Below are 22867 nucleotides of genomic sequence, written 5' to 3'. Positions count from 1 at the left end.
CCTTGCGGATTTGGGCGGGATAATGGCAGGCGTCATTCGGCGGCCGCCGCCTTGGCCTTGGTCCGTTCGGCGGTTGCGCCCTCGAGCGTGGCAATCAGGCGGGCGCGGATGTTTTCGAGCCGTGTCGGGTTGTCGATCTTCTGGCCGGTCAGGTCGGTGACGTAGAAGGTGTCGATCACCTTCTCGCCGAAAGTGGTGATGTGCGCCGAGGCGATGTCGAGCGACAGGTCGGACAATGCGCCGGTGATCTCCGACAGGAAGCCGGGACGGTCCAGACCCTCGACCTCGATCACCGAGAAGCGGTTCGACAGCGCGTTGCGGATCTCGGCGCGCGGCTGGATGCGGAAGGTCTTCTGCCCGCGCTTCGGCTTGGCCCGCTTGGCGATCATCTCCGGCAGCCAGGCACGGCCCGACAGCACGTCCTCGATCAGCTGGCCGACGCGTTCGGCGCGGCGGCGCTCGTCCTCGTCGCGGTCGAATTCGCGCGAAATCAGGATGATGTCGAGCGCGCGCCCGTCGGCGGTGGTGAAGATCTGCGCGTCGACGATATTGCCGCCGGCAGCCGCACAGGCCCCCGCAATTACCGACAAGAGCCGCGGATGGTCCTGCGCCAGGATGGTGATCTCGGTGACCGCCTCGAATTCGTGGGTCCGTACCATCGTCGACAGCTGCTTGCCGGCCGCATCTGCGCCACGGATGAACTCGGCGTGGCGCTTCTGGTCTTCCAGGTCGACGGTCAGCAGGTAGTTGTCATAGTGCAGCTTGACGTATTTCCGCCGCGCCGCCTCGGGCCAGTCGGCCAGCGCCTCGGCCAGGATCTCGCGTGCTGCCGTAGTCCGTTCCGCCCGCGACAGCTCGGAAAAGCCGCCGGTCAAAAGAAGCTCGGTCTCGTAGTAGAGCGTGCGCAGCAGCTGGCCCTTCCAGCCGTTCCATACGCCGGGGCCGACGCCGCGGATGTCGCAGACGGTCAGGATCAGCAAAAGCTTCAGCCGCTCGACCGACTGCACCACGTCGGCGAAATCGTCGATTGTCTTGCGGTCGTTGAGGTCGCGCGTTTGTGCTGTCATCGACATGACAAGGTGGTTCTCGACCAGCCAGGCCACGGTCTCTGTGTCGGTCGGCGACAGCCCCATATGCGGGCAGATGCGGCGGGCGATCTTGCCGCCGGCTTCCGAATGGTCCTCCGGCCGGCCCTTGGCGATGTCGTGCAGCAGCACCGCGACATAGAGCACTTCGCGCTGCTTCTTCAGCCCGCCGATCAGCGAATGGCTGAGCGGGTGGATCTTGGCGCCGTCGCCATGCTCGATCTCGGAGAGCACGCCGATGCAGCGCAAAAGATGCTCGTCGACGGTGTAGTGGTGATACATCGAGAACTGCATCATCGCGACGATCTTGCCGAAGTCGGGGATCAGCCGGCCGAGCAGCCCTGCCTCGTTCATGCGCCGCATGTTGAGCTCGGGGCTGCGGTCCGAAGTCAGGATTTCGAGGAAGTAGCGGTTGGCTTCCTCGTTGCGGCGCAGGCCCTTGTCGACGAGCCCGAGCGAGCGGGTCAGAAGTTTCAGCGCATTGGGGTGCAGCTCCAGCCCGTGCCGGTCGGCGAACCAGAAGAAGCGCAGCATGTTGACCGGGTCGCGCTCGAAAACCTTGTCGTCGGCGACATTGATGCGCTGGTTGTCGATGATGAAGTCGCTGGTGCCGGCCAGCTTGCGCCGCCGCCTGGAAAAGCCTTGCAGCAGCCCGTGGAAGCCCGGCGCGTCCTTGGCCTGCTCCTCTTCCAGCGCTGCACAGAAAATGCGGGTCAGGTCGCCCACTTCCTTGGCCACCAGGAAGTAGTCTTTCATGAAGCGTTCGACCGCAGACAGGCCCGGCTGGGTGGTGTAGCCGAGCCGCTGGGCGATTTCGCGCTGGATGTCGAAATGCAGCCTCTCCTCCGGTTTGCCGGTCAGGAAATGCATATGACAGCGCACCGCCCAGAGAAAATCCTCGGCCTCGACGAACTGGCCGTATTCGCCTTCGGTGAACACGCCCTTGTTGATCAGCTCGGCGCCGGTGCGCACGCGGTAGTAATATTTGGCGATCCAGAACAGCGTGTGCAGGTCGCGCAACCCGCCCTTGCCGTCCTTGATGTTGGGCTCGACAAGGTAGCGGCTTTCGCCGGCCTTGGCGTGGCGGGCATCGCGCTCGGCGAGCTTCGCCTGCACGTATTCGGGTCCCGTGCCCTTCACCAGCTCCTTGTCGAAGCGGTCGATCAGCTCGTCGCACAGCTTCTGCTCGCCCCAGATGAAGCGCGCTTCCAGGATCGCCGTGCGGATGGTGATGTCGCTGCGCGACAGGCGGATGCACTCGTCGATGTTGCGGGTGGCGTGGCCGACCTTCAGCCCCATGTCCCACAGCATGTAGAGCATGTATTCGACGATCTGCTCGCCCCAAGGCGTCTGCTTGTAGGGCAGCAGGAACAACAGATCGATGTCGGAGCCGGGGGCGAGGGTGCCGCGGCCATAGCCGCCGACGGCGACGACAGCCATGCGCTCTGCTGAAGACGGGTTCTTGGCGCGGTAGACGTGGGTGACGGCGAAGTCGTAGAGGACGCGGATGATCTCGTCCATCAGATGCGAGATCCGCACGGCACAGAGTGTGCCGCCGGCATCATCCATCAGCATGTTCTCGGCGATCTTCTTGCCGGCGGCGATGTGTTCCTTGAACAGCTGCAGCGCCTTGGCCCGCACGGCGGGGTCGGTGCCGTCGCCGTCGCTGGTCTGCGCCGTCAGTTCGCGGCGCAGCGCGTCCGCGTCGATCAGCTCTTCGAGTTTGAGCGGAACTTTGTTCATCTGCCTCGGCTGGCCTCGCCCCTGTGGCGGCGTCTATAGCGCGATTTTCCAACCATGTGTATGGCCGACGTCGGTGCCCTGTTCAACCGGCTGCCGCGCGCTGCTTGGCCGTGGCCCGCCCAATCGCTGCGCGCAGAATCTTCTCCCACTGCCCGGCGATCGCCTTCTCGTCGAGGAACGTTCTCGAATACTCCGTAAGTGGGCTCTGCGCGAAGAACGCCTCGTAGAGGGCTGGGTCGCGGTCGGCCTCGACAGTTCGGCGCGCCACCGAAATCAGTGTCAGTGGCGTAGCCAGTTTCTGCATCAGGCGCGAATTGGCCAACGGCTGCCAGCCAAACGCCAGCCTGTCGCAGATACGCTTTTCGTGCGCATGCCAGTTGATGAAGCAGCGCTCGTCGAAGTCCTCGGCGACCCGCGGGTTGCCCCAGTAGATCGGCACGCTGCCGGCCAGCATCGCATCGACAATCTTCTCGGTGGTGTAGCCCGAGGCACTGCTGTTTTCGAAGGCGATGGTGAAGCGCCTGTCCTTCAGGAACGCCAGCTTGTCGTTGCGCGAGTTGCCGATTGGCGCGCAGTTGCGCTGCACCCTACCGGGGGCGTCGACCCGGCGGTAGAGCGACAGCGCCCGGAACAACCAGCGGCGCAGCTTGGCGCGCTTGTTGCCATAGATGAAGGCGCAGAAATGCGGCCGGGCTGCGCGCTGTTCGGGTGTTTCAGGCTGCAGCCTCGCCAGCATGTGCAGGATCGAGTCGCCGCTGCTCCCCCAGACATAGAGCGGGTAGCGCATGTAACGCTCATTGGCGATATCGGCCTCGTAGTCGAAAGCCAGCGCCCACTCGCAATGGTCCATCAGCGGCGTCGCGTTTTCGCCGGTCAGGAAGACGCGCTCATAGTCGCCGGCCGGAACGTCTGGCATGCGAGTGCGGCCGACATTCTGGTTCTTCGGCGCGAACGGCCCGATCAGCACGAGGTCGGCCTTTTCAAGCTCGTCGCAATATTCGATCGCCACACCGGACGCCCGCGCCCAGGGCGCCACATAGGTCTCGACGGCGCGACGCGGCGGCATGTCTTGCCAGAAATGGCAGCAATGGACCTTCACCACGGCCTGGCCGGGAAGGGAAGTCGTGCTGGCTACGGCTCTATCAGTCATGCTGCATCTGTACTCGCGTCAGCCGTCCCAGCATCGCGCAGCCCGGACGACATTCCATCCTGTGGAAGCCTTGACCTTCCAGCAGGTGGAACATCTACCTTACTGGCTCATGCCGCCGCATATACTGGATTTTTTCAGATGAAACACGCCGAAGATCACGCCGGACACGCCCATCATGGCCACGGTCACGGAGCTGCACCTGAAACGGTGATTCGCGACCCCGTCTGCGGCATGACCGTCGACCCAGCCGTCGGCAAGCCGTCGCTCGAACATCAGGGCCACCTGTTCCATTTCTGCAGCGCCTCGTGCCGAGACAAGTTCCAGGCAGCACCCGACAAGTATGTGAGCGCCAAGGACCCGGTCTGCGGCATGGACGTCGCCCGCGACAGCGCAAGACACTTCCTCAAGCATGAAGGTGCCGGCTACTATTTCTGCTCGTCGGGCTGCGAGGGCAAGTTTACCGCCGAGCCGGCAAAATACCTCTCCGGCAAGCCGGCTGCCACGCCTGCGCCCAAGGGTTCGCAATACACCTGCCCGATGCATCCAGAGATCGTCAGGGACAAGCCCGGCTCGTGCCCGATCTGCGGCATGGCGCTGGAGCCGATGATGCCCTCGGCCGACGATGGTCCCAATCCCGAACTCGTAGATTTCACCCGCCGCTTCTGGGTCAGCGCGGCACTGTCCATCCCACTGCTGGTCATCGCCATGGGGCCGATGGTCGGCCTGCCGGTGCGCGACTGGATCGGCGAGCCGCTCGCCACTTGGTTCGAGCTCATCCTGGCAACGCCCGTCGTGCTCTGGGCAGCACTGCCCTTCTTCCATCGCGGCCTGGATTCGTTCCGCAACCGCAGCCCCAACATGTGGACGCTGATCTCGCTCGGCGTTGGCGCCGCCTATCTCTTTTCGGTCGTCGCCACCCTGTTCCCCGACCTGTTCCCGCACCAGTTCCGAGGCCATGGCGGCTCGGTGCCTGTCTATTTCGAGGCGGCCAGCGTCATCGTCGCCCTCGTCTTTCTCGGCCAGGTGCTGGAGCTCAGGGCGCGCGAGCGCACCGGCTCGGCCATCCGCGCCCTTCTCGACCTCGCGCCCAAGACGGCGCGCCGCATTGCCACCGACGGTTCCGAAACCGAGGTGCCGCTGGAGGACGTCGTCAGCGGCGACCGCCTGCGCATTCGCCCCGGCGATGCCGTCCCTGTCGACGGCATCGTGCTCGAAGGCCGCTCCTCTGTCGATGAATCGATGATCACGGGTGAGCCGGTGCCGGTCGAAAAGGTCGAGGGCGAACGCGTCACCGGCGGCACGCTCAACAAGAACGGCTCGCTCATCATGCGTGCCGACAAGGTCGGCGCCGACACCGTGTTGTCGCAGATCGTCGACATGGTCGCCAAGGCCCAACGCAGCCGCGCGCCGATCCAGGGCCTCGCCGATCGTGTCTCGTTCTACTTCGTGCCCGCTGTGGTGCTGATCGCCATCGTTGCCTTCGTCGTCTGGGCGATCTTCGGCCCCGAGCCGAGCATGGTCTTTGCCACCGTCTCGGCGGTGTCGGTGCTGATCATCGCTTGTCCCTGCGCGCTTGGCCTCGCCACGCCGATGTCGGTCATGACCGCCACCGGGCGCGGCGCCCAGGCCGGCGTGCTGATCAAGGATGCCGAGGCGCTGGAGCGCTTCGCCAAGGTCGACACGCTGATCGTCGACAAGACCGGCACGCTGACCGAGGGCCGGCCACAGCTGACGGACGTGGTCGCCGCCGACGGCATCTCCAGCGACGAACTGCTGTCGCTCGCCGCCGGTCTCGAAAAGGGCTCCGAGCACCCGCTCGCCGAGGCCATCGTCGACGGCGCGGCCAAGCGCGGTGTGACCGTGCCAGATGCGCAGGACTTCGAATCGATCACCGGCAAGGGTGTTTCGGGCACCGTCTCTGGCCGCAAGGTGGCGCTCGGCAATGCCGCCATGATGGCCGACCTCGGCCTTGATCTCGCCGGCCTCGCGTCCCGCGCCGACGCCCTGCGCGGTGACGGCAAGACGGCGATGTTCGTTGCCATCGACGGCAAGCCGGCCGGCATCGTCGCCGTCGCCGACCCGATCAAGGCTTCGGCTGCCGCCGCCATCCGCGAGCTCCACGACCTCGGCCTCAGGATCATCATGGCAACCGGCGACAACGCCCGCACGGCAAAAGCCGTCGCCGAAAAGCTCGGCATCGACGAAGTCCGCGCCGACATGCTGCCGGAGAGCAAGAAGGCGCTGGTCGACGAGTTGCGTGCCAAGGGGCAGGGCGTTGCCATGGCTGGCGACGGCGTCAACGACGCACCGGCCCTTGCTGCCGCCGATGTCGGCATCGCAATGGGCACCGGCGCCGACGTCGCCATGGAAAGTGCCGGCATCACGCTGGTGAAGGGTGACCTCGGCGGCATCGTCCGCGCCCGCAAGCTCGCCCGAGGCACCATCCGCAACATCAAGGAAAACCTGTTCTTCGCCTTCATCTACAACGTGCTGGGTGTTCCAGTCGCCGCAGGCGTCCTATATCCGGTCCTCGGCGTACTCCTGTCGCCGATGATTGCCGCTGCCGCGATGAGTCTGTCGTCGGTGTCGGTGATTGCCAACGCACTGCGGCTCAGGGCGATCAAGCTTTGAGACGCTGCCATCAACAAGGACTTTTGAATGCTGAGAAAGATCGTGCTCGCCCTGATGGCGGCTGGAATGCTGGTGGCCGTCCTGCTTGAGTCGGCACCGGTCTAACCCGGTCATGGCGGCCATGCGGCAAGCACAGAACGGCTGAGGAGCAGGGGTCCCACCCCGCTCCTCGCCGGCTGGCCGCGTCAGAACTGGGTCGTCAGCCCCACGGTGATGGTGCGCCCCCGCCCGGTCTTCTCGCCCATCTCGCCCGACACCGCCGGGCTGTAGGCCACGTCGGTCAGGTTCTCGACGTTCAGGAACGCCGTAGCGTTCTTGTTGAACTTGTACGAGGCGTAGGCGTTGAACAGCGTGTAGGCCTCCTTGGTTTCGGTATCGCCGAAGCCGACCGCATAGCGGCTGCCGCCGACATGGTTCATCGTCGCGCCGACGGTCAGTGCTTCCTCGAAGGCACGGATGCCCACGTCGACCGAGATTTTGCTTTCCGGCAGGAAGGTCGAATCGCCATTGCCGATGCCTGCGCCCCAGCCGACCGGCTGGTTGTTGCTCGCCTGCGTGTAGGACAGATTGACGTAGGCGACGCCCGCGTCATAGCCGCCCTCAACCTCGAAGCCCCGGGAGTGGGTGGTGCCAGGCACATTGACCCAGATCGCCCGCTCGTAGGGATCGCCGGGGATACTGATCAGGTTGTTGACGATGTAGTTGTCGATGGCGTTGTTGAAGTAGTTCACCTTCAGGCGCAGCTCGTCGCCGCCATAGAGCACGTCGTTCTTGACGATGTTGGCGCCGATCTCCCAGCCCTTGGACGTCTCCGGGTTGAGGTAGAAATTGGAGTACTGGCCACCGCCGACACCTGATCCGATTGGCACCAGCGCCCATAGCGCCTCGCGCGCCGATGGTGGCCTGAAGGTGTGCGAGTAGGTCACGTAGGGCTGCAGCCAGTCCAGCGGCTTGGCCGACAGCGTGATCTTCGGGTTGAGCGCGGACTCGTGCCTGGAGACGTCGACATTGCCGCCGGTCGGCGGGCAGAAGCCGATATTCGGCTTGCATGGGCTCTGGCGCCCGCTCAGGTCCCAATAGTCGTAGTTGAGGCCGGCGCTCAGTTCGAAGATGCCCTGTGACAGGGTGAGGTCGGAGAAGGCGCGCGCCTTCTGCATGTGCCCGGGCGGGTTGGCGCCGCGGAACAGGTTGACCTTGTAGTCGTTGGACGAATAGGCCGCACCATAGTCCCAGCGCGCGCTGAGTTCGTCGGTGATGTCGAACCGGCTGGTGTTGGCGATGTCGAAGCCAAAGCCGAAGTCGCGCGTGTTGCGCTTGCGATACGATCCGCCCGTCGTCGGATCGTAGGACATGTCGGTGCGGTTGTAGTAGCCGTTGATCCTGAGGTCGATCCAGTCGCTGCCCGGCTGGTATTTGTAGTTGGCCGTATAGGTCGCGTTGTCGACACCCCAGTTGTAGCCCGAAACCAGGAAGTCGTTCTTGTACCAGCGCGCGCCGAGCTTCAGGTCGTGCACGTCGTCGGGCTGGAAATGCAGCTTCACCAGGCCGGACCCCGACTTGTTGCTGGCATCGGGCTTGTTGTAGCTGCCGTCGCCGCGCTGGTAGTTGCCATGCTCGCCATAGCTGAACGCGCCGACGATCGATGCCTGCCCGCCGCCGGACAGATCTGTACGCGCGCCTGCCGCGACCATTCCCGAGGCGCCATAGCCGTTGCTGCCTGCCTTGACCGTCGTCTTGACGCCGCGGTCCTGGCCTTCGAGCACGACATCCTCGAACTCGATGGTGCGGAAATTGACGGCACCCGCCAGCGATCCCATGCCATAGGCGCCGTTGACCGCACCGCGTTCGGCGCCGATGCCGGCAAGAAGATTGGTGTCGATGTAGAGCAATTCGCCGCCCGTGGAGGCGTGGCCTGCCGTGTTCCTGAAGGTCTGCGGCACGCCGTCGATCATCGTGTTGACGCGTCCGTCGGCCTCGAAGCCTCGGATGTTGACGGAGACACCGGGCTGGCTGGAGGACATGCGGGTGAATGTCCCCGGCATGCTGCGGACAATGGCATTGGCGTCACCGCCAAACTTCTCCTGGACGATCTTGCCGTCGATCACGCTGACACCACCGGGCGTCTGGAAGGGCGCCTTGGTGTCGCTGCCGGCGCTGACGGTGATGGGCGGCAGGACCAATGGGCTGGTTGCTGCCGGGGCCTTCCGGTCCGATTTGACCAGCTTGGGCGGCTGTTCCGCGCTGTTGGGGGATTGGGCGTTCGCCACGCTGAGGGCGATTGTGCTGCAGACGGCCGCGAGCGCGAATGTGCTGCAACGGATGATAGGGCGATTGTTCACTGTGTTCCTCGGTATGCTGGGAATCAGTGGCTTGCTGTGGAGAAAGAACTGCTAGCTTCTGATGCGTGTCTTCGCTTGCGAAGACCTGTCGCCTGAATGATGGTGATGAGCCCGCTCTCAACGCGCCATTGAAAACACTGGCAATGAGAACCGAAGCACGGGCGGTCGGACTCTCGTTCAGGCTTCCGAGAGAAGACATCGATATATCAGTATGTTGCTTGACCACCCCGCCGGCCGGTCGACGGCCATGGAGCTGAGCTACATTAACTTGATATTTGGAGTCAAGTTTTAAGCAAAGCGATTTTAAGTGACCCACAAGCGCGTGCGGACGGCGATGTCCGTCCCATCCAGCGTATCTGGAACACCTCTCGAAGACGGGCGTATTGGCCTTCTGTCCGGATTTGCTCGCCAGCAGGAACATCCAGCGAAGCGGCGTGAAAACAGTTGCAGCGTCCACGCTGTAGCCAACGTGCCCCGGTGCGGTAAGCTGCAGCAAATCGCCGAGGAGACCGTCATGCCTTTCGCAACCACCACGCTGCCCTCGGGCGAAGCCGTGCCGACCCTCGGCCAGGGCACCTGGATGATGGGCGAGGACCGCAACCGCGCCGCCGATGAGGTCGCGGCAATCAGGCTGGAGCTCGATCTCGGCGTCACGCTGATCGATACCGCCGAGATGTATGGCAGCGGCGGTGCGGAAAAAGTGGTGGGCGAGGCCATTGCCGGGCGCCGCGACGAGGTGTTCCTCGTCTCCAAGGTGCTGCCGTCCAACGCCTCGCGCAATGGTGTCATCCGTGCCTGCGAGGCAAGCCTCAAGCGTATGCACACCGACCGGATCGACCTGTACCTGCTGCACTGGCGTGGCGGCGTGCCGCTGTCGGAAACCATCGCCGTGTTCGAGGAGCTGCGCCAGTCGGGCAAGATCCGCCACTGGGGCGTCAGCAATTTCGATGCCGACGACATGGAAGAGCTGAACCGTCTGTCCAGGGGCAGCGCCTGCCAGTCCAACCAGGTGCTTTACAATCTTACCCGCCGCGGCATCGAGTTCGACCTCGTGCCATGGAGTCGCGAGCGCGGCATGCCTGTCATGGCCTATTCGCCGGTGGAGCAGGGCGCGCTGGCCAGTAATAAGGGCCTCGTCAACATCGCCGCCCGCCACGACGCGACCGCTGCGCAGATCGCACTCGCTTGGGTCCTGGCGCAAACAGGCGTCATCGCCATCCCCAAGGCGACACGCCTCGAACATGTCAGGCAGAACGCCGCCGCGCGTGATATCAGGCTGACCACCGAGGACTTGGCCGAGCTCGACCGCCTGTTCCCACCGCCATCACGCAAGCGCCCGCTCGAGATGATCTGACTGGTCGCGAACGCCGGTCAGTTCGCCTTGACGGTGCAGACACCGTTGGCGCCGCCCTTGCCGGTATAGGAGACGCTCGGTGAGCCATCGGGGTTGATGCTCAGCGAGATGGTCACGCCCGCGCCCTTGATCTCGAAGTAGTTGTCGTTGAACTTCTTCAGCGCGCCTTCCTTGCCGTTGATGTAGACCGGCCCGCCTTCGTCGGCGTGGACCTCGATGTTGCCGGGGCAGGTGGCGTTGAGCAGCGGGATCGCCGCATGTGCTTGCGTCGCAAGTCCGAAGGTGGCCGCAAGCACGGCCATGCAGGCAAAAGTCCTGATCATTTCAGCTTCCCCCATGTCGGAATGACGAGCGAGCATTGTCGCGCCGCACAGCCCTTTCCGCAAGCAATCGGGGGCTCAGCTCGCCAGCGCCACGTCAGGCGTATCGATCAGCGACTCGAAGCTACGGCTCTTGATGCCGACATAGTGCTCGCCGAACGGCCGCGGCTTGGCGATGCCAAAGCCTTGCGCATAGTCGACGCCGATGTCGCGCAGCACCCTGGCGATGTCGTCGTTCTCGACGAACTCGGCGATGGTGCGCTTGCCGGTCACCTCGCCGATATGCTGGATCATCTCGACCATGGCGCGGTCGATGCGGTCGACCAGCATGTCCTTGACGAAGCCGCCGTCGATCTTGAGGTAGTCGACGGGCAGGGCCTTGAGGTAGCTGAACGACGACATGCCCGAGCCGAAATCGTCGAGCGAGAAGCGGCAGCCATGCGCCTGCAGGGTGGTGATGAAGTGCGCCGCCCGGTCGAGGTCGGCGATAGCACTCGTCTCGGTGATCTCGAAGCAGATCGTGGCGGGCGAGATGCCGCTGCGGGCGAACTGCTCCAGCACGAAGTCGGCAAAGCTGTCGTCGCCGAAGCTCGCGCCCGACAGGTTGATGGCACAGGTGGTGATCGGCGTCGCATCAGCCGTCTGCCGGGCCAAAATGCCGAAGGCCTGACGCACCATCCAGCGGTCGATCAGCGGCATCAGCCCGTAGCGTTCGGCCGCCGGGATGAACTCGCCGGGCGCGATCAGCTTGCCTTCGGCGTCGGCCAGCCGGACCAGCAGCTCGACATGGGCGCCGGCCGCACCGTCGCCATGCAGCGGCACGATCTCCTGCGCATAGATGCGGAAACGGTTCTGCTCCAGCGCCTCGCGCAGGCGCTGCACCCAGGCCATCTCGCTCAGCCGCTGCTCCACCTCCATGTCGCCGATCTGCTGGATCTGGATGCGGTTGCGGCCGCGTTCCTTGGCCATGTAGCAGGCGACGTCGACGCTGCGCAGGATCTCTTCCAGCGTCATGCTGGCATCCGACATGCCGACGACGCCGATGCTGACGCTGATCTTGAAGGCGCGTCCGGCCCAGACGAAGTTCAGCTCGTCGACGGCCTTGCGCAGGCCCTCGGCGGTGCTGGCGGCGAGCTCCTCGGGGCAGTTCTCCAGCAGGATGCCGAATTCGTCGCCACCCAGCCGCGCCAGCAGGTCGGTCGGGCGCAGCTGGCTGTGCAGTGCCGCCGACACCTTGCGCAACAGCTCGTCCCCGGCGGCATGGCCGCAGGTGTCGTTGACGATCTTGAACTGGTCGAGGTCGAGATACATCAGCGCGTGCACCGCCGGCCGCTTGGCCAGGCCCGCGAGCGACGCGTTCAGCCGCGCCTCGAATTCGCGGCGGTTGGCCAGCGACGTCAGCGTGTCATGGCTTGCCTGCCACGACAGCTGCGCCATGAATTCCTGTTCCTTGGTGCGGTCGTGGAACACCAGCACTGCACCCGCGACCTTGCCGTCGACATAGAGCGGGGCGGCTACCAGCGACACTGCGACACTCGACAGGTCAGGCCGCATCAGCTGCTGCGGCACGCCGCTGCCGCCGATCGCCTCGCCGGCCAGAACGCGCGCGATGAAGCCATTGTCCTCTTCGTCGCTTTCTTCGCTGACCAGCCTGAACAGCTGGTCGAGCGGCTTGCCCTTGGCGCTGGCGCCATGCCAGTCCAGCATTTGCTCCGCCGCCTCGTTCATGTAGTCGAGCCGGCCCTCCGCATCGGTCGCAACGACAGCCTGGCCGATCGAGGCCAGCGTGATCTGGGCGCGTTCGCGCTCGGCGTTCAAAGCGCTTTCAAAGGCCCGGCGCTGCTCCAGAAGATTGCCCGTGCGGCGCATCGCCAGCAGGATCAGCGCGCCTGCCGTCACCACGTTGACGCAGAGCAGCAGCACGGTGATGTCGCGCGACCCGCGCCCGAGCGAGACGGAGAAGGCCTCGGCCAGCGGCGCCGTCTCCTCATGCAGGCGGTGGATGTCTTCCTTCCAGGCAGCAAGCTGCTGTTCGGAGGCAGTCGAGATGCCGGCATGCATGGCCTCGCCGAGTGCCGCGATCTCCAGGATCTTCGGATCTGCATCGACCCAGCGGTCGACCGCATTGGAGAGATAGGGGACGTGGCGGAAGTTCTTGAACAGCCAGATCAGGCCGGGATTGTCGTTCGGATGGTTGCCGCCGCGAATGAAGCCGTCATAGGCGGCATCATAGTCGAGCAGCGGCTTTTCCATCGCCAGCCGCGCATCGCGGTCGGCCAGCGGTACCGCGATGGCGTGGCGGAAACGTTCGAAATACTCGGCATCGCCGGAATTGGCATACAGCGTCAGATAGTAGATCGCGTCCTTGTGGCCTTTCGACCAGGCGCTTTCACCGGCGGCATAGGCGCGCACGGCTGACAAGGTATAGAGGCTGGCACCGGCAATGATGGTCTGGATCAGGACAACGGCGATGAAGGGCCACAGCAGCCCGATGAGCTGAAACCTGGATCTGATGTCGCGTTGTCTCGTCACATGTATGGCGAACGAACTCGCCCCCCAGCTTGTTCTCCTCGCGTTTCCGGCGCGAATAGTTGCAATACCTATATGAGCAAGCTTTAAAATTCCTTTCCCTGTAAGGTTCAAAGTAGATATTCAGAATAGTGACGTAGCGGAAGGTTGATTGGCTGATGCCGCGACTGTCTGCCGATCAAGCGCCGAGGCAAATGGCGCCGGCAGCGACGACGGCGCATGCAATGATGCGCCGCACTGTCAGTGTCTCTCCGAGAAACAGCCAGCCGATCAGCACCGCAAACACCACGCTTGTCTCGCGCAACGCAGTGATCGGACCGGCCGGCCCAATTGCGAACGCCGCCACCACCACGGCATAAGCGACGAGGGCGATGACCCCACCCGCCAGCGCCTTCCACGTTTCCGGAGATCGAAGATCGATAACCAGCCTGCCGCGCGTCAGCACGAAGGCCACAGGCAGCAGCAGGCCGTAGAGGAGCAGCACCCAGGCTGTATAGGTGCCGCTATGGCCGGCAAGGCGCACGCCGATTGCATCGACCGTCGCGTAGCTGGCGATGATCGCGCCGGTCGCCAATGCCAGTAGGATCGACGAAATGCCGGCTCTTCCCTTGCCGAATGACAGGCTGATGATGCCCGTTGCCACCAGCGCGACACCCAGCATTTGCAGCACGACGAGGTGCTCGCCGGCGAACATCAGTCCGCCGAGGGTCACCAGCAACGGCACCGAGCCGCGGACGATGGGGTAGACCTGCCCGAGCTCGCCATATCTGTAGGCGGCGACCAGAAAGACGCTGTAGCCGACCTGAAGGCATGCGGAGAGCACGATGTAGACCCATGCCGAAGACGCCGGCATTGGATAGGCGAGGGCAAACGGCAGCGCGATAATTGTGCCGGCAAAGCTCATCACTGTGATGGTCCACAGCCTGTCTGTGCCGGTGCGTAGGAACGCGTTCCAGGTCGCGTGCAGGATGGCGGCGAACAGCGCGAGCCCGATGACGACCGCGCTCATGACGGCGCTGTCGACTGGGCAAAAAAGCCCAACGCCGCTTTCCGGGCATCCCGGATGGCGATTTCGCCTTGCCCCATTTGTGCCAGAAGCGTTGCGCCTTCGATCAGCATGAGCAGTGCGGCTGCCACGGTTCCGGCGCGCCCGTCAGGCAACGCCTCTGCGACAATCTCGTGGATGCGCCGTTTCAGGCTGTTCTTCTGGCCGGTGGCAGCCTTGAACACCGCATGCGCGGGGTCGCCATACTCCGCCAGCGCATGGGCAAACAGGCACCCATGAAAATCGGAACTCTGGAACCAGCGGCCATACCAGTCGAAGATCCTGTCGATCTTGTCTTCAGGCGTGCCGCCGGCCTCTGCGAGTTGGTCAAGCTGGCGCTCGAAGCGCTCCATCCGCCAGTCGAGCACTTCGACGATGAGGCCGTCCTTGCTGGGAAAGTGACGGTACATCGTCATCTTGGCCACATCAGCCTGGGCAATGATCCTGTCGATGCCGGTGGCGTGAAAGCCGTCGCGCTTGAACAGCCTATAGGCCGTTTCCAGTATGTGCTGGCGCTTCTCGCGATTGCCGTAGGGTGTTGGCATTTGCAGGCCTCTTCACCTTAGGGGTGAGACAGGTCTGTATCATTGCGCTAGCGAGGCTATCCGTCAATGCAAAAGATGCTTCGCCTTGCCGTTAGCTTTGAGCGTCAACCTTTGTTGACAGACGAAAAAGCGTCAACTAATGTTGACGAATGATTGACCTGAACGCCCTGCATTTGCCCGACGATCCCGAAGAGGCCTTGGCGGCGGTTGTTGCCTTGCGGCGGCTGGCCGACACGCTCGAACAGCGCGCGGTCAGGTCGGCGCTCGGGCAGGGCTGGTCATGGGCGCGGATCGCCCAGGCGCTCGGCGTCAGCAAGCAGGCGGCGCACAAGCGCCTTTCCGACATCGGCGATGGGCCGGCTACCTAGGAGACATGCATGTTCAGCCGCATCAAGGCGCGTTTCAACGACATGGGCACGATCGGCACGCTATGCACCGGCGCGGAGCAGCACGCGCTGCGGGACCAGCAGCGCGAGCCCGGCGCCGAGCACTTCCTGCTCGCCGCACTCGACCTGCCCGACGGCACGGCGCGCCGCGCTTTCGAAGAGGTCGGCGCGGACCCAGCAGCGCTGAAGCATGCCATTTCCCGCCAGTATGGCGACGCCCTTGCCGCCATTGGGCTGGACATCGGTTCGCCATTGGCTGCAGCGGCCGGGCAGGAGCAACTGGCCGCCAGGCCGGGCGCATTCAACGCGTCAGCTTCCGGGCAAGAGGTCATGCAGGCGCTGGCGGCAAGCCGGAGCCAGCACGGCCCGCTGCTCGGCGCGCATGTCGTCGCCATCCTTGCCGCCATGCCGCACGGCGTTGCCGCCCGCGCTTTGCGGGCGATGGGTGTCGATCTCGGCCAGCTCAAATCCGCTGCCGAAGCCGTCGCGAGGGCTGATGCGCGCCCCTGAGCCGGGACGTGCTCTTTAAGCCCGATGAAGCCTGAGCGGCTTTGTCGCCTCGCGCTGGATGATGCCTTGCGCTTCGAGGTCGAGTTGGGCTGCCTTCAGCCACCAGCCGGCCTTGTCGCCGCCGGGAAACAGCTCCTCGGACAGGATCGGCAGCACCGCAGCCTTGGTCTCCGCCACCGTCAGGCCGGGCGTCGTCGCTGGCAGCACTTGCAGCAGCGCGTCGCGCATGGCGGTGTACTTCGCCTTGTCGACGCGCACCACATGGTTGGGCGAGACGATGTTGCGGATCTCGATCTTTTCAGCCGCCTTGGACATCAAGCTCTCCCTTTACGTATTCCACCTTTGGGGCGCGAAAACCCATCGCCGCCCAGGCCGTCAAAAGCCGCCACATGAAGCGGCCGGAATGCTTGGCATAGCTCGGCAAGCTGTCGGAGAACTCGACGCCGGGCCTGCGGTCGGCTGTCATCGTGCGCATCTCGGCCGGCGGACGGTCGGCGGGATTGATGCGATCGCGATAGACCGACAGCCAGTGGCCGCCCTTGAATTCGAGAAACATCGGCGAATTGCAGCATGTGGCCACCACGCGCCGGGTTGGCGCCGTCGGGCTCAGCCGATGTTCGCGCAAAAGCTCGGCGCCATGCACGCAGCGAATCCGGTCCTTGCGGTAGAGCGTATAGTTCGTGCCGCCATCGCTTTCGAGCACTGGCGCACCGTCGGGCAGCGCGGCGAAAATCCCGCCCGCCTTCTGGCAACTGGTGCAATAGCAGATTGCGCCGACGATCGGCGTGCCGCTCGCTTCGAAAGCCACCTGTCCGCACCTGCAGGCGACCCGTCGCATGTCTTTCTCAGCCATGTCATCACCTCGTCGGTCAATGTTGAAACTAGACTGGACCGTCCAGTTTGATTTGTCAACGACTTCGGCTTATGCTCGAAATCGCGGCTGCCGATACAGGGAAGTGCATTGATGAAGACTGCGAAAACGCGCCAGGAACGGACACGCGACACGATCCTCGATGCCGCCGCCGGACTGTTTCTCCGCAACGGTTTCCTCGGCGCCAACATGGATGAGATCGCCGCGGTCGCCGACGTTTCCAAGCAGACGGTCTATGCCCACTTCCACAGCAAGGAAGCTTTGTTCCTCGACGTCGTCAGGGGGCTCACCGGCGTTGCCGGCGACGTCCACCAGGAGCAGGTCGCCGACCCTGTGGACGACCGTCCCATCGCCGACTACCTCCAGGAATTCGCCGAACTCCAGCTGACAATCGTCATGACGCCAGAGCTGATGCAGCTGAGGCGGCTGGTCATCGGCGAGGTCGAGCGCTTTCCGGAACTCGGCAGGGCGCTGCATGCGCTCGGGCCGCAGCGCTCGATCACCCGCCTGTCGCGCGCCTTTGAGCGCTACCGCAGGCTGGGCCAGATCGAAGCCGACGACCTCGAGTCCGCGGCGTCATTCTTCAACTGGCTGGTGATGGGCGCCCCGGTCAACGACGCCATGCTTCTGGGCGACAGCGCCATCCTGCCCGCCGAGGCCTGCCGCGGCCATGCCGCCGAAAGCGTGCGCATCTTCCTCGCCGCCTTCGGGCCAGGCGCCAGGCATCGGGCATAAGCACCGGCACCTGCCGTCGGCCGGTGCCGGGCAGGAATCTCATTGCCCTGGAGCGATCAGGTCGCGCACCAGCGCATCCTTCACCAGCCCGATCATCTCGGCATGCAGTTCACTGCGCGGCCGGCTGGCCTCGTCAGAGCAGATCGGGTCGAACTCGCCAAACGACTTGAGCAGTTCGGCTGCACCTTCCTTGCATTCCGGCAGGAAGCTGAAATGCGTCGCGCCTGCCACCGTCGCATATGTCCCTTTCGGCGTCAGCTTCGCCAACTGGTCGGAGATGACAGCCAGCGGAATGCTGTCGCCCTCGCCGAGATTGATGAAGTGCATCGGGATATCGATCTGCTTCAGGCTGTTGGCGTCATAGGCTTGCGCAAGGCCGGGATCGGCCAGCACCGCCGTCTTGATCCGCGGGTCGAGGTTCGACTGCTCGAAGCGTGCCCGATCGATGCTGCGCAGGTCTACCTTGTCGACAGTAACCTTCTCGTCATTGACGTAGCCGACGCCGCTCGCAAACCAGGCGCAGTCCCACTTCTTGTAGCCGTCGCAATAGCTGGCATAGGCCTCGAGATTGGCGCGAGCGCCCGACAGCTCCATGGCCGTGGCACCGCCGAGCGAGAAGCCGACGACGCCGATCCTGTCGGCGTCGACGACGCTGTTCCAGGCCGGATCCTTGACCAGCGCGTCGATGACGGCCGACAGGTCGCCCGCGCGCTGCCACAGCTTCGGCGTTTCGGCCGGGGTGGAAAAACCGCTGGTCGTGCCCGGATGGTTGGGGCCGGCAACGACGAAGCCAGCCTTGGCGAGCTCGGTGGCGAGCCAACCCATGGCCTTCACGCTGCTGCCCGAGCCGTGCGACAGAAGCACCAGCGGATGGCGGCCCGGCACCGCAGGTGCATCGACGCTGGCTGCCGCGCCCTTGAACACCTTGTTGTCGCCGACGACGGTCGGCTTGCCGCCGGAGCCGGCCGGATACCAGACCGTAACCGCAAGATCGCGGCCGGGCTGCGCTACCGACACCTCTTTGACGCCCGCTTCCGAGGCGAAGCAGGCGGAGACGAAGCCGATGAGGGCGGGAATGGTGGTGAGTAGCTGGAGCATGGGAACCTCGCTCTGTTTGCGAATGAAGACGAGCCACAAATGGCGAAATCGGCCGTCATCAGCGTCCTAGATCGCGATTCAGGTCGTGCTCGATCGCGATGCAGGCCATGATCGGTCGTCTTCTTCGGTGGGATTCGCCTTGATCTTCGTGCCCTTGTCCTTTGTCGCAGCCCTGCTGCTGGTCATCCTTCTCGTCTCGGCGCTGCGCGCTCGGGAAACCACCGGCGGCAACACGGCCTTCCTTTTTCTCGTCGCCCTCTGCGCCGTGCAGTCGGTCGTCGTCGGCCTGCGCTGGGGCTACCATGTCGAGGCGGCGCGCTACATCCAGCCGATCCTGGCTGCCGGCCTGCCGCCGCTGGTGCTTTTCAGTTTTCGCACCTTGCTCCAGCGCGACGATCTGGAAGACGGCCACATGCGCTGGCTTCACGCCTTGCCGCCGGTGGTCATGACCGCCATCGTACTGTTCGCGCCCGCTTTCATCGACGCAGCACTTGTCGTGCTCTTCGTCGGCTACGCGATCGCCGTGCTGCACCTCGGCCGCAGCGGCCCGGACGCCCTGGTTGAGGCGCGCCTCGACAGCGCCGTCGCCGCCCATCGCGCCCTGGTCATCGCCGCTGTCGCACTCTGCCTCTCTGCCTTGTTCGACCTCGGTGTGTTGCTCGCCTTCGAAAGGTGGCAGGGCGAAAACGCCGCCGTCATTGCCAGCAACGCCAATCTGCTTGGCCTGTTCTTCATCGGCCTGACCGCCTTCGTCGCCTCGCGCGCCCATCCTGCAGCTACGACCCAGCCCAATCCACCCGAGCCGTCGCCGTCCGAGCAGGACCGCGAGGTGCTCGACCAGGTCCAGCGCCTGCTGGTCGACCAGAAGCTTTATCGTGACGATAACCTGACCCTGTCGCGGCTGGCCCGCCGCGCGGGCGTGCCGGCGCGGCAGATCTCGGGTGCGGTCAACCGCCTCGCCGGCAAGAACGTCTCGCAATACATCAACGACATCAGGATTTCGGAAGCCTGCCGCCTGCTGCGCGACACCGACATGTCGGTCACATCGGCCATGCTCGACGCCGGCTTCCAGACCAAGTCCAACTTCAACCGCGAGTTCCGCCGCGTCACCACGCTCAGCCCCGCCTCCTGGCGCGAACAAAACCGGCCCCAGCCGGTTGCCTGAGGCCGGTGCGGGATGCGGTTCTCGTCAGTGACCTCCCCGGTCAGACTATCAGGACATCGCTGAAGTAGTCGCTTGGCTTGGGCATAAGCCACGCCGTGCGCAGGTGTTCGATCGCGCGATCCGCCGCGGCGGGTGTCAGTGCAGCCGGCGGTTTCGATTTGGGTGTCAGCAGAAGGCTGAAAGGGTGCGAAATGAGATCAACGGACAGCAGGGGAAGCGGCGTAATGGGCACCAATCCAAGCTCTTTCAGATTCACGTCTGCGAAGTTCTGCACATGAAGCGGGACTTTGATCTCGCCCAACTCCACCTCGCACCAACGGAAGCGAGGATCATCCCGATCCACGGGATGAATGAACACCCGGACGTCCGGCTCATCCTTCACCTGAAACCGCTCGCCGTAACCAGAATTGCTGTCGCGCGCATACTTGTCGAAAGGCAGCGCCGTCACGCGTTCCGGGGTGAATGTTGAGGTGAATTCCGCGCCGATTTCGTGAAGCTTTGCGATTTCCGGAGCAGGGTTTCGCCAGTTCCAATGCAGCTTGCCGGTGACCGGCCGCGCGTAACGGTTCCCGATGTGATCCTGGAATTCTTCGACTGTGCGCCGAAGAAGCGCCTCCAGGGGACGCCTGATGAAGGCAGCGATGCCGTCCAGATCGTCCTGGCTCAAGCCCTGGACCGCAGGCCGCCTCGCATCAGCGTAATTGATGCGCTCCACGGCGACATGACAGACAAGTCCGGACGCCTTCTGCAGGCCGGCAAAGTTCAGAGGCCCCCACGGCGAGGCGATTTCCTCTCGCCATGTGGAAATACAAACATTCACCCGGCACTGCTTGCCGAGGACAACATGGCTTTCCCGAAGCGTCCGGTCGCAAGCCATGGAGTTCCCCTGCAATCCAAACCGCAGTTCGCAACCGAGCCGAAATTCAGAATCGCCTGACGCCCATCGCCCAACCAAGCCGCCACGCTCGTCCAACACGAGTTCGACGTTGCGAGCCCTGTCGAGCCCGTCCCGCACCCTTGCTGCCGTCGCGAACTCTTCCGTCATTCTGCCCCCTGCTCGGCACAATGAACAATCCTCGACTGCTTCTAGCAAGTGCAAACAAACCGGCCCCAGGCGGTTGCCTGAGACCGGCTTTTTTCTCGCGCGTTTCTTACCGCCGCAAGCCCGCAAAGAACGCCGCCACCTCGTCCGCCCAGACTCCGGGCACTTCCATCGCCGCGAAGTGGCCGCCGCTGGTGAGTTCGGTCCAGCGCAGGATGGTGTTGCCGTCCTCGCCATAGCGGCGGATGGCGACCTCGTCGCGGGCGAAGACGGCGACGCCTGTCGGCACGCCCGAATTCGGCTTCGGCGACCAGGCCTCGGGGTCGTGGGCGTTTTCGTAATAGAGCCGGATCGACGAGGCGGCGGTGCCGGTGAACCAGTAGACCAGCACATTGGTCAGGAACTTATCCAACTCAACCGCATCCGGGCTGTCGCCGAAGCCGGCAAACATGTCGCCCAGCCAGGCGATCAGCCCCGACGGCGAGTCCGAAATGCCATAGGCCAGCGTCTGCGGCCGGCTCGACTGCAGCGCGTTGAAGCCGAAGCGTTCGGCCATGAACTGCTGCAGGCGCTGCAGGCGGCTCTTCTCGGCATCGCTGAACGTGGCGATCTCGCTCGGCTCGATAGGCCCGAGCGGAATGAAGCCCATCGTCGCCGCATTGACATGTACGCCGATGACGCGGTCCGGCGCCGCGCGGCCGATGGCGGGCGCGATGATCGCACCGGCATCGCCGCCTTGCACGCCGAAGCGCTGGTAGCCAAGCTGCGACATCAGCTCGAGCATGGCGCTGGCGATGCGGCCGTCATTCCAGCCAGCCTCGCGCGTCGGGCCGGAGAAGCCGAAGCCGGGCAGCGAGGGGATGACGAGATCGTACCCGGCCTTGGTCAGCGGCCCGATCGCGCCCAAAAACTCGACGAACGAGCTCGGCCAGCCATGCAGCAGAAGCAGCGGCACGGAATTGGCGGCCTGCGACTTCACATGCAGGAAATGGATTTTTTGGCCGTCGATCTCGGTGACGAATTGCGGGTGGCTGTTGATTGCAGCCTCTTGGCCGCGCCAGTCGAAGCCGTTCTTCAGCCGTTCGATCGCGCGGGTGACGAAAGCGGATGCCATGCCGTAGCTCCAGCCTGTAGCAGGAATCTCGTTGGCGAGCCGCGTGTTGGCGAGCCGCGCCTTGAGGTCTGTCAGCTCGGCCTCTGGAATGGCGATCTTGAAGGGGGTGATGTCAGACATTGCCGCGTGTCCATCTTGGTTTTGTGCACGGTCCCGTTCGAACATCGTTGCGATATCAGAGGTCGTGCACGGGGTTGAAAGTGCATCCTTTCTAGCCGGCGGCCGGGTCTTATGGATTGAAGATTTCCGACAGTTTCAGCTGCGGGCGGCCTGCCCGGGGGTGACGCCCATGATCGCCTTGACCGAGCGGATCATGTGCGGCTGGTCGGCAAACCCAAGCGCAAAGGCGACGTCGGCCGCCGGCCGCCCCTGCTGCAACAGCGTGAGCGCCTTCTGGGCGCGTTCGATCTGGGTGAAGGTCTTGTAGGTGACGCCGGTCGTCTTCAGAAAATGCCGCTGCAGCGTCCGCTCCGACATCGCCATGGGATGCCCCGAGACGATCGACGCGACCACCCGGTTGTCCTCGACATTGCCGTTGCGCACCAGCTTGCGCACGAAGCCGTCGACGGTATCGAGCGTCGGGATCTCCAGCACGTCGGACCCGAGCCGGAAGCGGTCCTTGCCGATCAGGTCCAGCACCACGCCCTGGTCGCGCATCACCTCGCCCGGCATCAGCGGCATGAAGCTGCTCGGCTTGAAGGCAATGGCCAGGATCTCGTCGCCGGCGGCATAGTCGTGGGTCACGGCAGCAGTGGTCAGCCCGGTGCGCAGCACGGTGGTCGTGTCCGCGTTCCGGAAAATGACCACGTCCCAGCACCCGTCCGGCTGCATCTTCACAGAGCCGCCGCTGCCAAACCTGGTCCGCGTCACCGACTCGACGTGCGGCGACGACCACCCCTCCAGTGTCACGACTTCATGCATCTCTGCCGCCAGTCTCCCCGCGAGGGGAGTGTCGCCGGAGTTGGAAGAGGAGGCAAGGGTGCACTGGCAGCAGCCAGCCGGCATCGTTCGGGCCATAGCCGATAGCTGTGGGCCCAAGCCGTTTCGAACGACGGCCGCGCCTTGACATGCCTGACATGGCGGCTAGTTTCCTGCCCGCGAGGTAACGTCCTCTCCCACAAGGGAAAGAATGTCCGGGAACGGCCCGGCCCAATCAAGGGGCCTGTTCATGCGCCGCCTGCATCCAGTTCTCGCGCGTTTTCTTG

General features: G+C 64.3%; 19 protein-coding genes. 6 read left to right on the top strand and 13 right to left on the bottom strand.

Features of this window, described 5'->3' with window-relative positions; all coding sequences use genetic code 11:
* Window positions 1-32: 32 nt before the first annotated feature.
* Together ACSQ3E_RS26400 and ACSQ3E_RS26395 are read right to left on the bottom strand one after the other, a co-directional pair.
* Window positions 33-2828 (bottom strand): [protein-PII] uridylyltransferase, encoded by a 2796-nt coding sequence (locus tag ACSQ3E_RS26400; RefSeq protein WP_436124935.1) that lies wholly within the window; start codon window positions 2826-2828, stop codon window positions 33-35.
* 82 nt (window positions 2829-2910) lie between these two features.
* Window positions 2911-3978 carry a glycosyltransferase family 10 domain-containing protein gene (locus ACSQ3E_RS26395; RefSeq protein ID WP_436124934.1) on the bottom strand — a complete coding sequence of 356 codons (1068 nt, stop codon included), beginning with the start codon at window positions 3976-3978 and terminating at the stop codon, window positions 2911-2913.
* Between the two features lie 138 nt (window positions 3979-4116).
* Between ACSQ3E_RS26395 and ACSQ3E_RS26390 the strand changes: the two genes are divergently transcribed.
* Window positions 4117-6609, top strand: coding sequence for a heavy metal translocating P-type ATPase (locus ACSQ3E_RS26390; RefSeq protein ID WP_436124933.1), 2493 nt, complete (start codon window positions 4117-4119; stop codon window positions 6607-6609).
* Window positions 6610-6794: 185 nt separating this feature from the next.
* Here the strand turns inward: ACSQ3E_RS26390 and ACSQ3E_RS26385 are convergent, their stop codons facing one another.
* The gene (locus ACSQ3E_RS26385) at window positions 6795-8789 is read right to left on the bottom strand and encodes a TonB-dependent receptor domain-containing protein (RefSeq protein WP_436124932.1); all 1995 of its coding nucleotides are present in this window, start codon (window positions 8787-8789) and stop codon (window positions 6795-6797) included.
* A gap of 673 nt (window positions 8790-9462) precedes the next feature.
* Here ACSQ3E_RS26385 and ACSQ3E_RS26380 point away from each other — a divergent pair.
* Window positions 9463-10302, top strand: a complete 840-nt coding sequence (locus ACSQ3E_RS26380) for an aldo/keto reductase (RefSeq protein ID WP_436124931.1) — start codon at window positions 9463-9465, stop codon at window positions 10300-10302.
* Window positions 10303-10319: 17 nt separating this feature from the next.
* On the opposite strand, the gene ACSQ3E_RS26375 is transcribed toward ACSQ3E_RS26380, so the two are convergent.
* From ACSQ3E_RS26375 to ACSQ3E_RS26360, 4 genes are all read right to left on the bottom strand, one after another.
* Window positions 10320-10625 carry a hypothetical protein gene (locus tag ACSQ3E_RS26375; RefSeq protein ID WP_436124930.1) on the bottom strand — a complete coding sequence of 102 codons (306 nt, stop codon included), beginning with the start codon at window positions 10623-10625 and terminating at the stop codon, window positions 10320-10322.
* A 75-nt stretch (window positions 10626-10700) separates the two neighbouring features.
* Window positions 10701-13154, bottom strand: a complete 2454-nt coding sequence (locus ACSQ3E_RS26370; RefSeq protein WP_436124929.1) for an EAL domain-containing protein — start codon at window positions 13152-13154, stop codon at window positions 10701-10703.
* 175 nt (window positions 13155-13329) lie between these two features.
* On the bottom strand, window positions 13330-14160 hold the full coding sequence (locus tag ACSQ3E_RS26365; protein WP_436124928.1) for an EamA family transporter: 831 nt from the start codon (window positions 14158-14160) through the stop codon (window positions 13330-13332).
* Entirely contained in the window at window positions 14157-14741 is a 585-nt protein-coding gene (locus tag ACSQ3E_RS26360) for a TetR/AcrR family transcriptional regulator (protein WP_436124927.1), read from the bottom strand. The genes ACSQ3E_RS26365 and ACSQ3E_RS26360 overlap by 4 nt, the downstream gene beginning before the upstream one ends.
* A gap of 149 nt (window positions 14742-14890) precedes the next feature.
* Here ACSQ3E_RS26360 and ACSQ3E_RS26355 point away from each other — a divergent pair, with 149 nt between their 5' ends.
* Window positions 14891-15109, top strand: a complete 219-nt coding sequence (locus ACSQ3E_RS26355; RefSeq protein ID WP_436124926.1) for a hypothetical protein — start codon at window positions 14891-14893, stop codon at window positions 15107-15109.
* Between the two features lie 9 nt (window positions 15110-15118).
* Window positions 15119-15637 (top strand): Clp protease N-terminal domain-containing protein, encoded by a 519-nt coding sequence (locus ACSQ3E_RS26350; RefSeq protein ID WP_436124925.1) that lies wholly within the window; start codon window positions 15119-15121, stop codon window positions 15635-15637.
* A 15-nt stretch (window positions 15638-15652) separates the two neighbouring features.
* Here ACSQ3E_RS26350 and ACSQ3E_RS26345 read toward each other — a convergent pair whose 3' ends face one another.
* Window positions 15653-15952 carry a DUF6958 family protein gene (locus tag ACSQ3E_RS26345; protein WP_436124924.1) on the bottom strand — a complete coding sequence of 100 codons (300 nt, stop codon included), beginning with the start codon at window positions 15950-15952 and terminating at the stop codon, window positions 15653-15655.
* Complete coding sequence (locus ACSQ3E_RS26340; RefSeq protein WP_436124989.1) at window positions 15936-16475, bottom strand: GFA family protein; 540 nt, start codon at window positions 16473-16475, stop codon at window positions 15936-15938. Before ACSQ3E_RS26340 ends, ACSQ3E_RS26345 begins: the two co-directional genes overlap by 17 nt.
* Before the next feature lie 126 nt (window positions 16476-16601).
* On the opposite strand from ACSQ3E_RS26340, the gene ACSQ3E_RS26335 reads away from it, so the two are divergent.
* Window positions 16602-17243 carry a TetR/AcrR family transcriptional regulator gene (locus ACSQ3E_RS26335; protein WP_436124923.1) on the top strand — a complete coding sequence of 214 codons (642 nt, stop codon included), beginning with the start codon at window positions 16602-16604 and terminating at the stop codon, window positions 17241-17243.
* Window positions 17244-17282: 39 nt separating this feature from the next.
* Here ACSQ3E_RS26335 and ACSQ3E_RS26330 read toward each other — a convergent pair whose 3' ends face one another.
* Window positions 17283-18341, bottom strand: coding sequence for an alpha/beta hydrolase family protein (locus tag ACSQ3E_RS26330; RefSeq protein WP_436124922.1), 1059 nt, complete (start codon window positions 18339-18341; stop codon window positions 17283-17285).
* A gap of 127 nt (window positions 18342-18468) precedes the next feature.
* On the opposite strand from ACSQ3E_RS26330, the gene ACSQ3E_RS26325 reads away from it, so the two are divergent.
* A complete protein-coding gene (locus ACSQ3E_RS26325) occupies window positions 18469-19506 on the top strand; it encodes a helix-turn-helix domain-containing protein (protein ID WP_436124921.1) in 1038 nt (345 codons plus the stop codon).
* A 40-nt stretch (window positions 19507-19546) separates the two neighbouring features.
* Here ACSQ3E_RS26325 and ACSQ3E_RS26320 read toward each other — a convergent pair whose 3' ends face one another.
* From ACSQ3E_RS26320 to ACSQ3E_RS26310, 3 genes are all read right to left on the bottom strand, one after another.
* Window positions 19547-20551, bottom strand: coding sequence for a hypothetical protein (locus ACSQ3E_RS26320; protein ID WP_436124920.1), 1005 nt, complete (start codon window positions 20549-20551; stop codon window positions 19547-19549).
* A gap of 106 nt (window positions 20552-20657) precedes the next feature.
* Complete coding sequence (locus ACSQ3E_RS26315; protein ID WP_436124919.1) at window positions 20658-21782, bottom strand: epoxide hydrolase family protein; 1125 nt, start codon at window positions 21780-21782, stop codon at window positions 20658-20660.
* Between the two features lie 135 nt (window positions 21783-21917).
* Entirely contained in the window at window positions 21918-22583 is a 666-nt protein-coding gene (locus tag ACSQ3E_RS26310; RefSeq protein WP_436124918.1) for a helix-turn-helix domain-containing protein, read from the bottom strand.
* Window positions 22584-22867 lie beyond the last annotated feature (284 nt).

It is taken from the genome of Aminobacter sp. LjRoot7 (assembly GCF_964252895.1).
Lineage (GTDB): Bacteria > Pseudomonadota > Alphaproteobacteria > Rhizobiales > Rhizobiaceae > Aminobacter > Aminobacter aminovorans_B.
The sequence above is the reverse complement of the archived record's forward strand: the minus strand, read 5'-3'. Positions and strand labels throughout refer to the sequence as shown.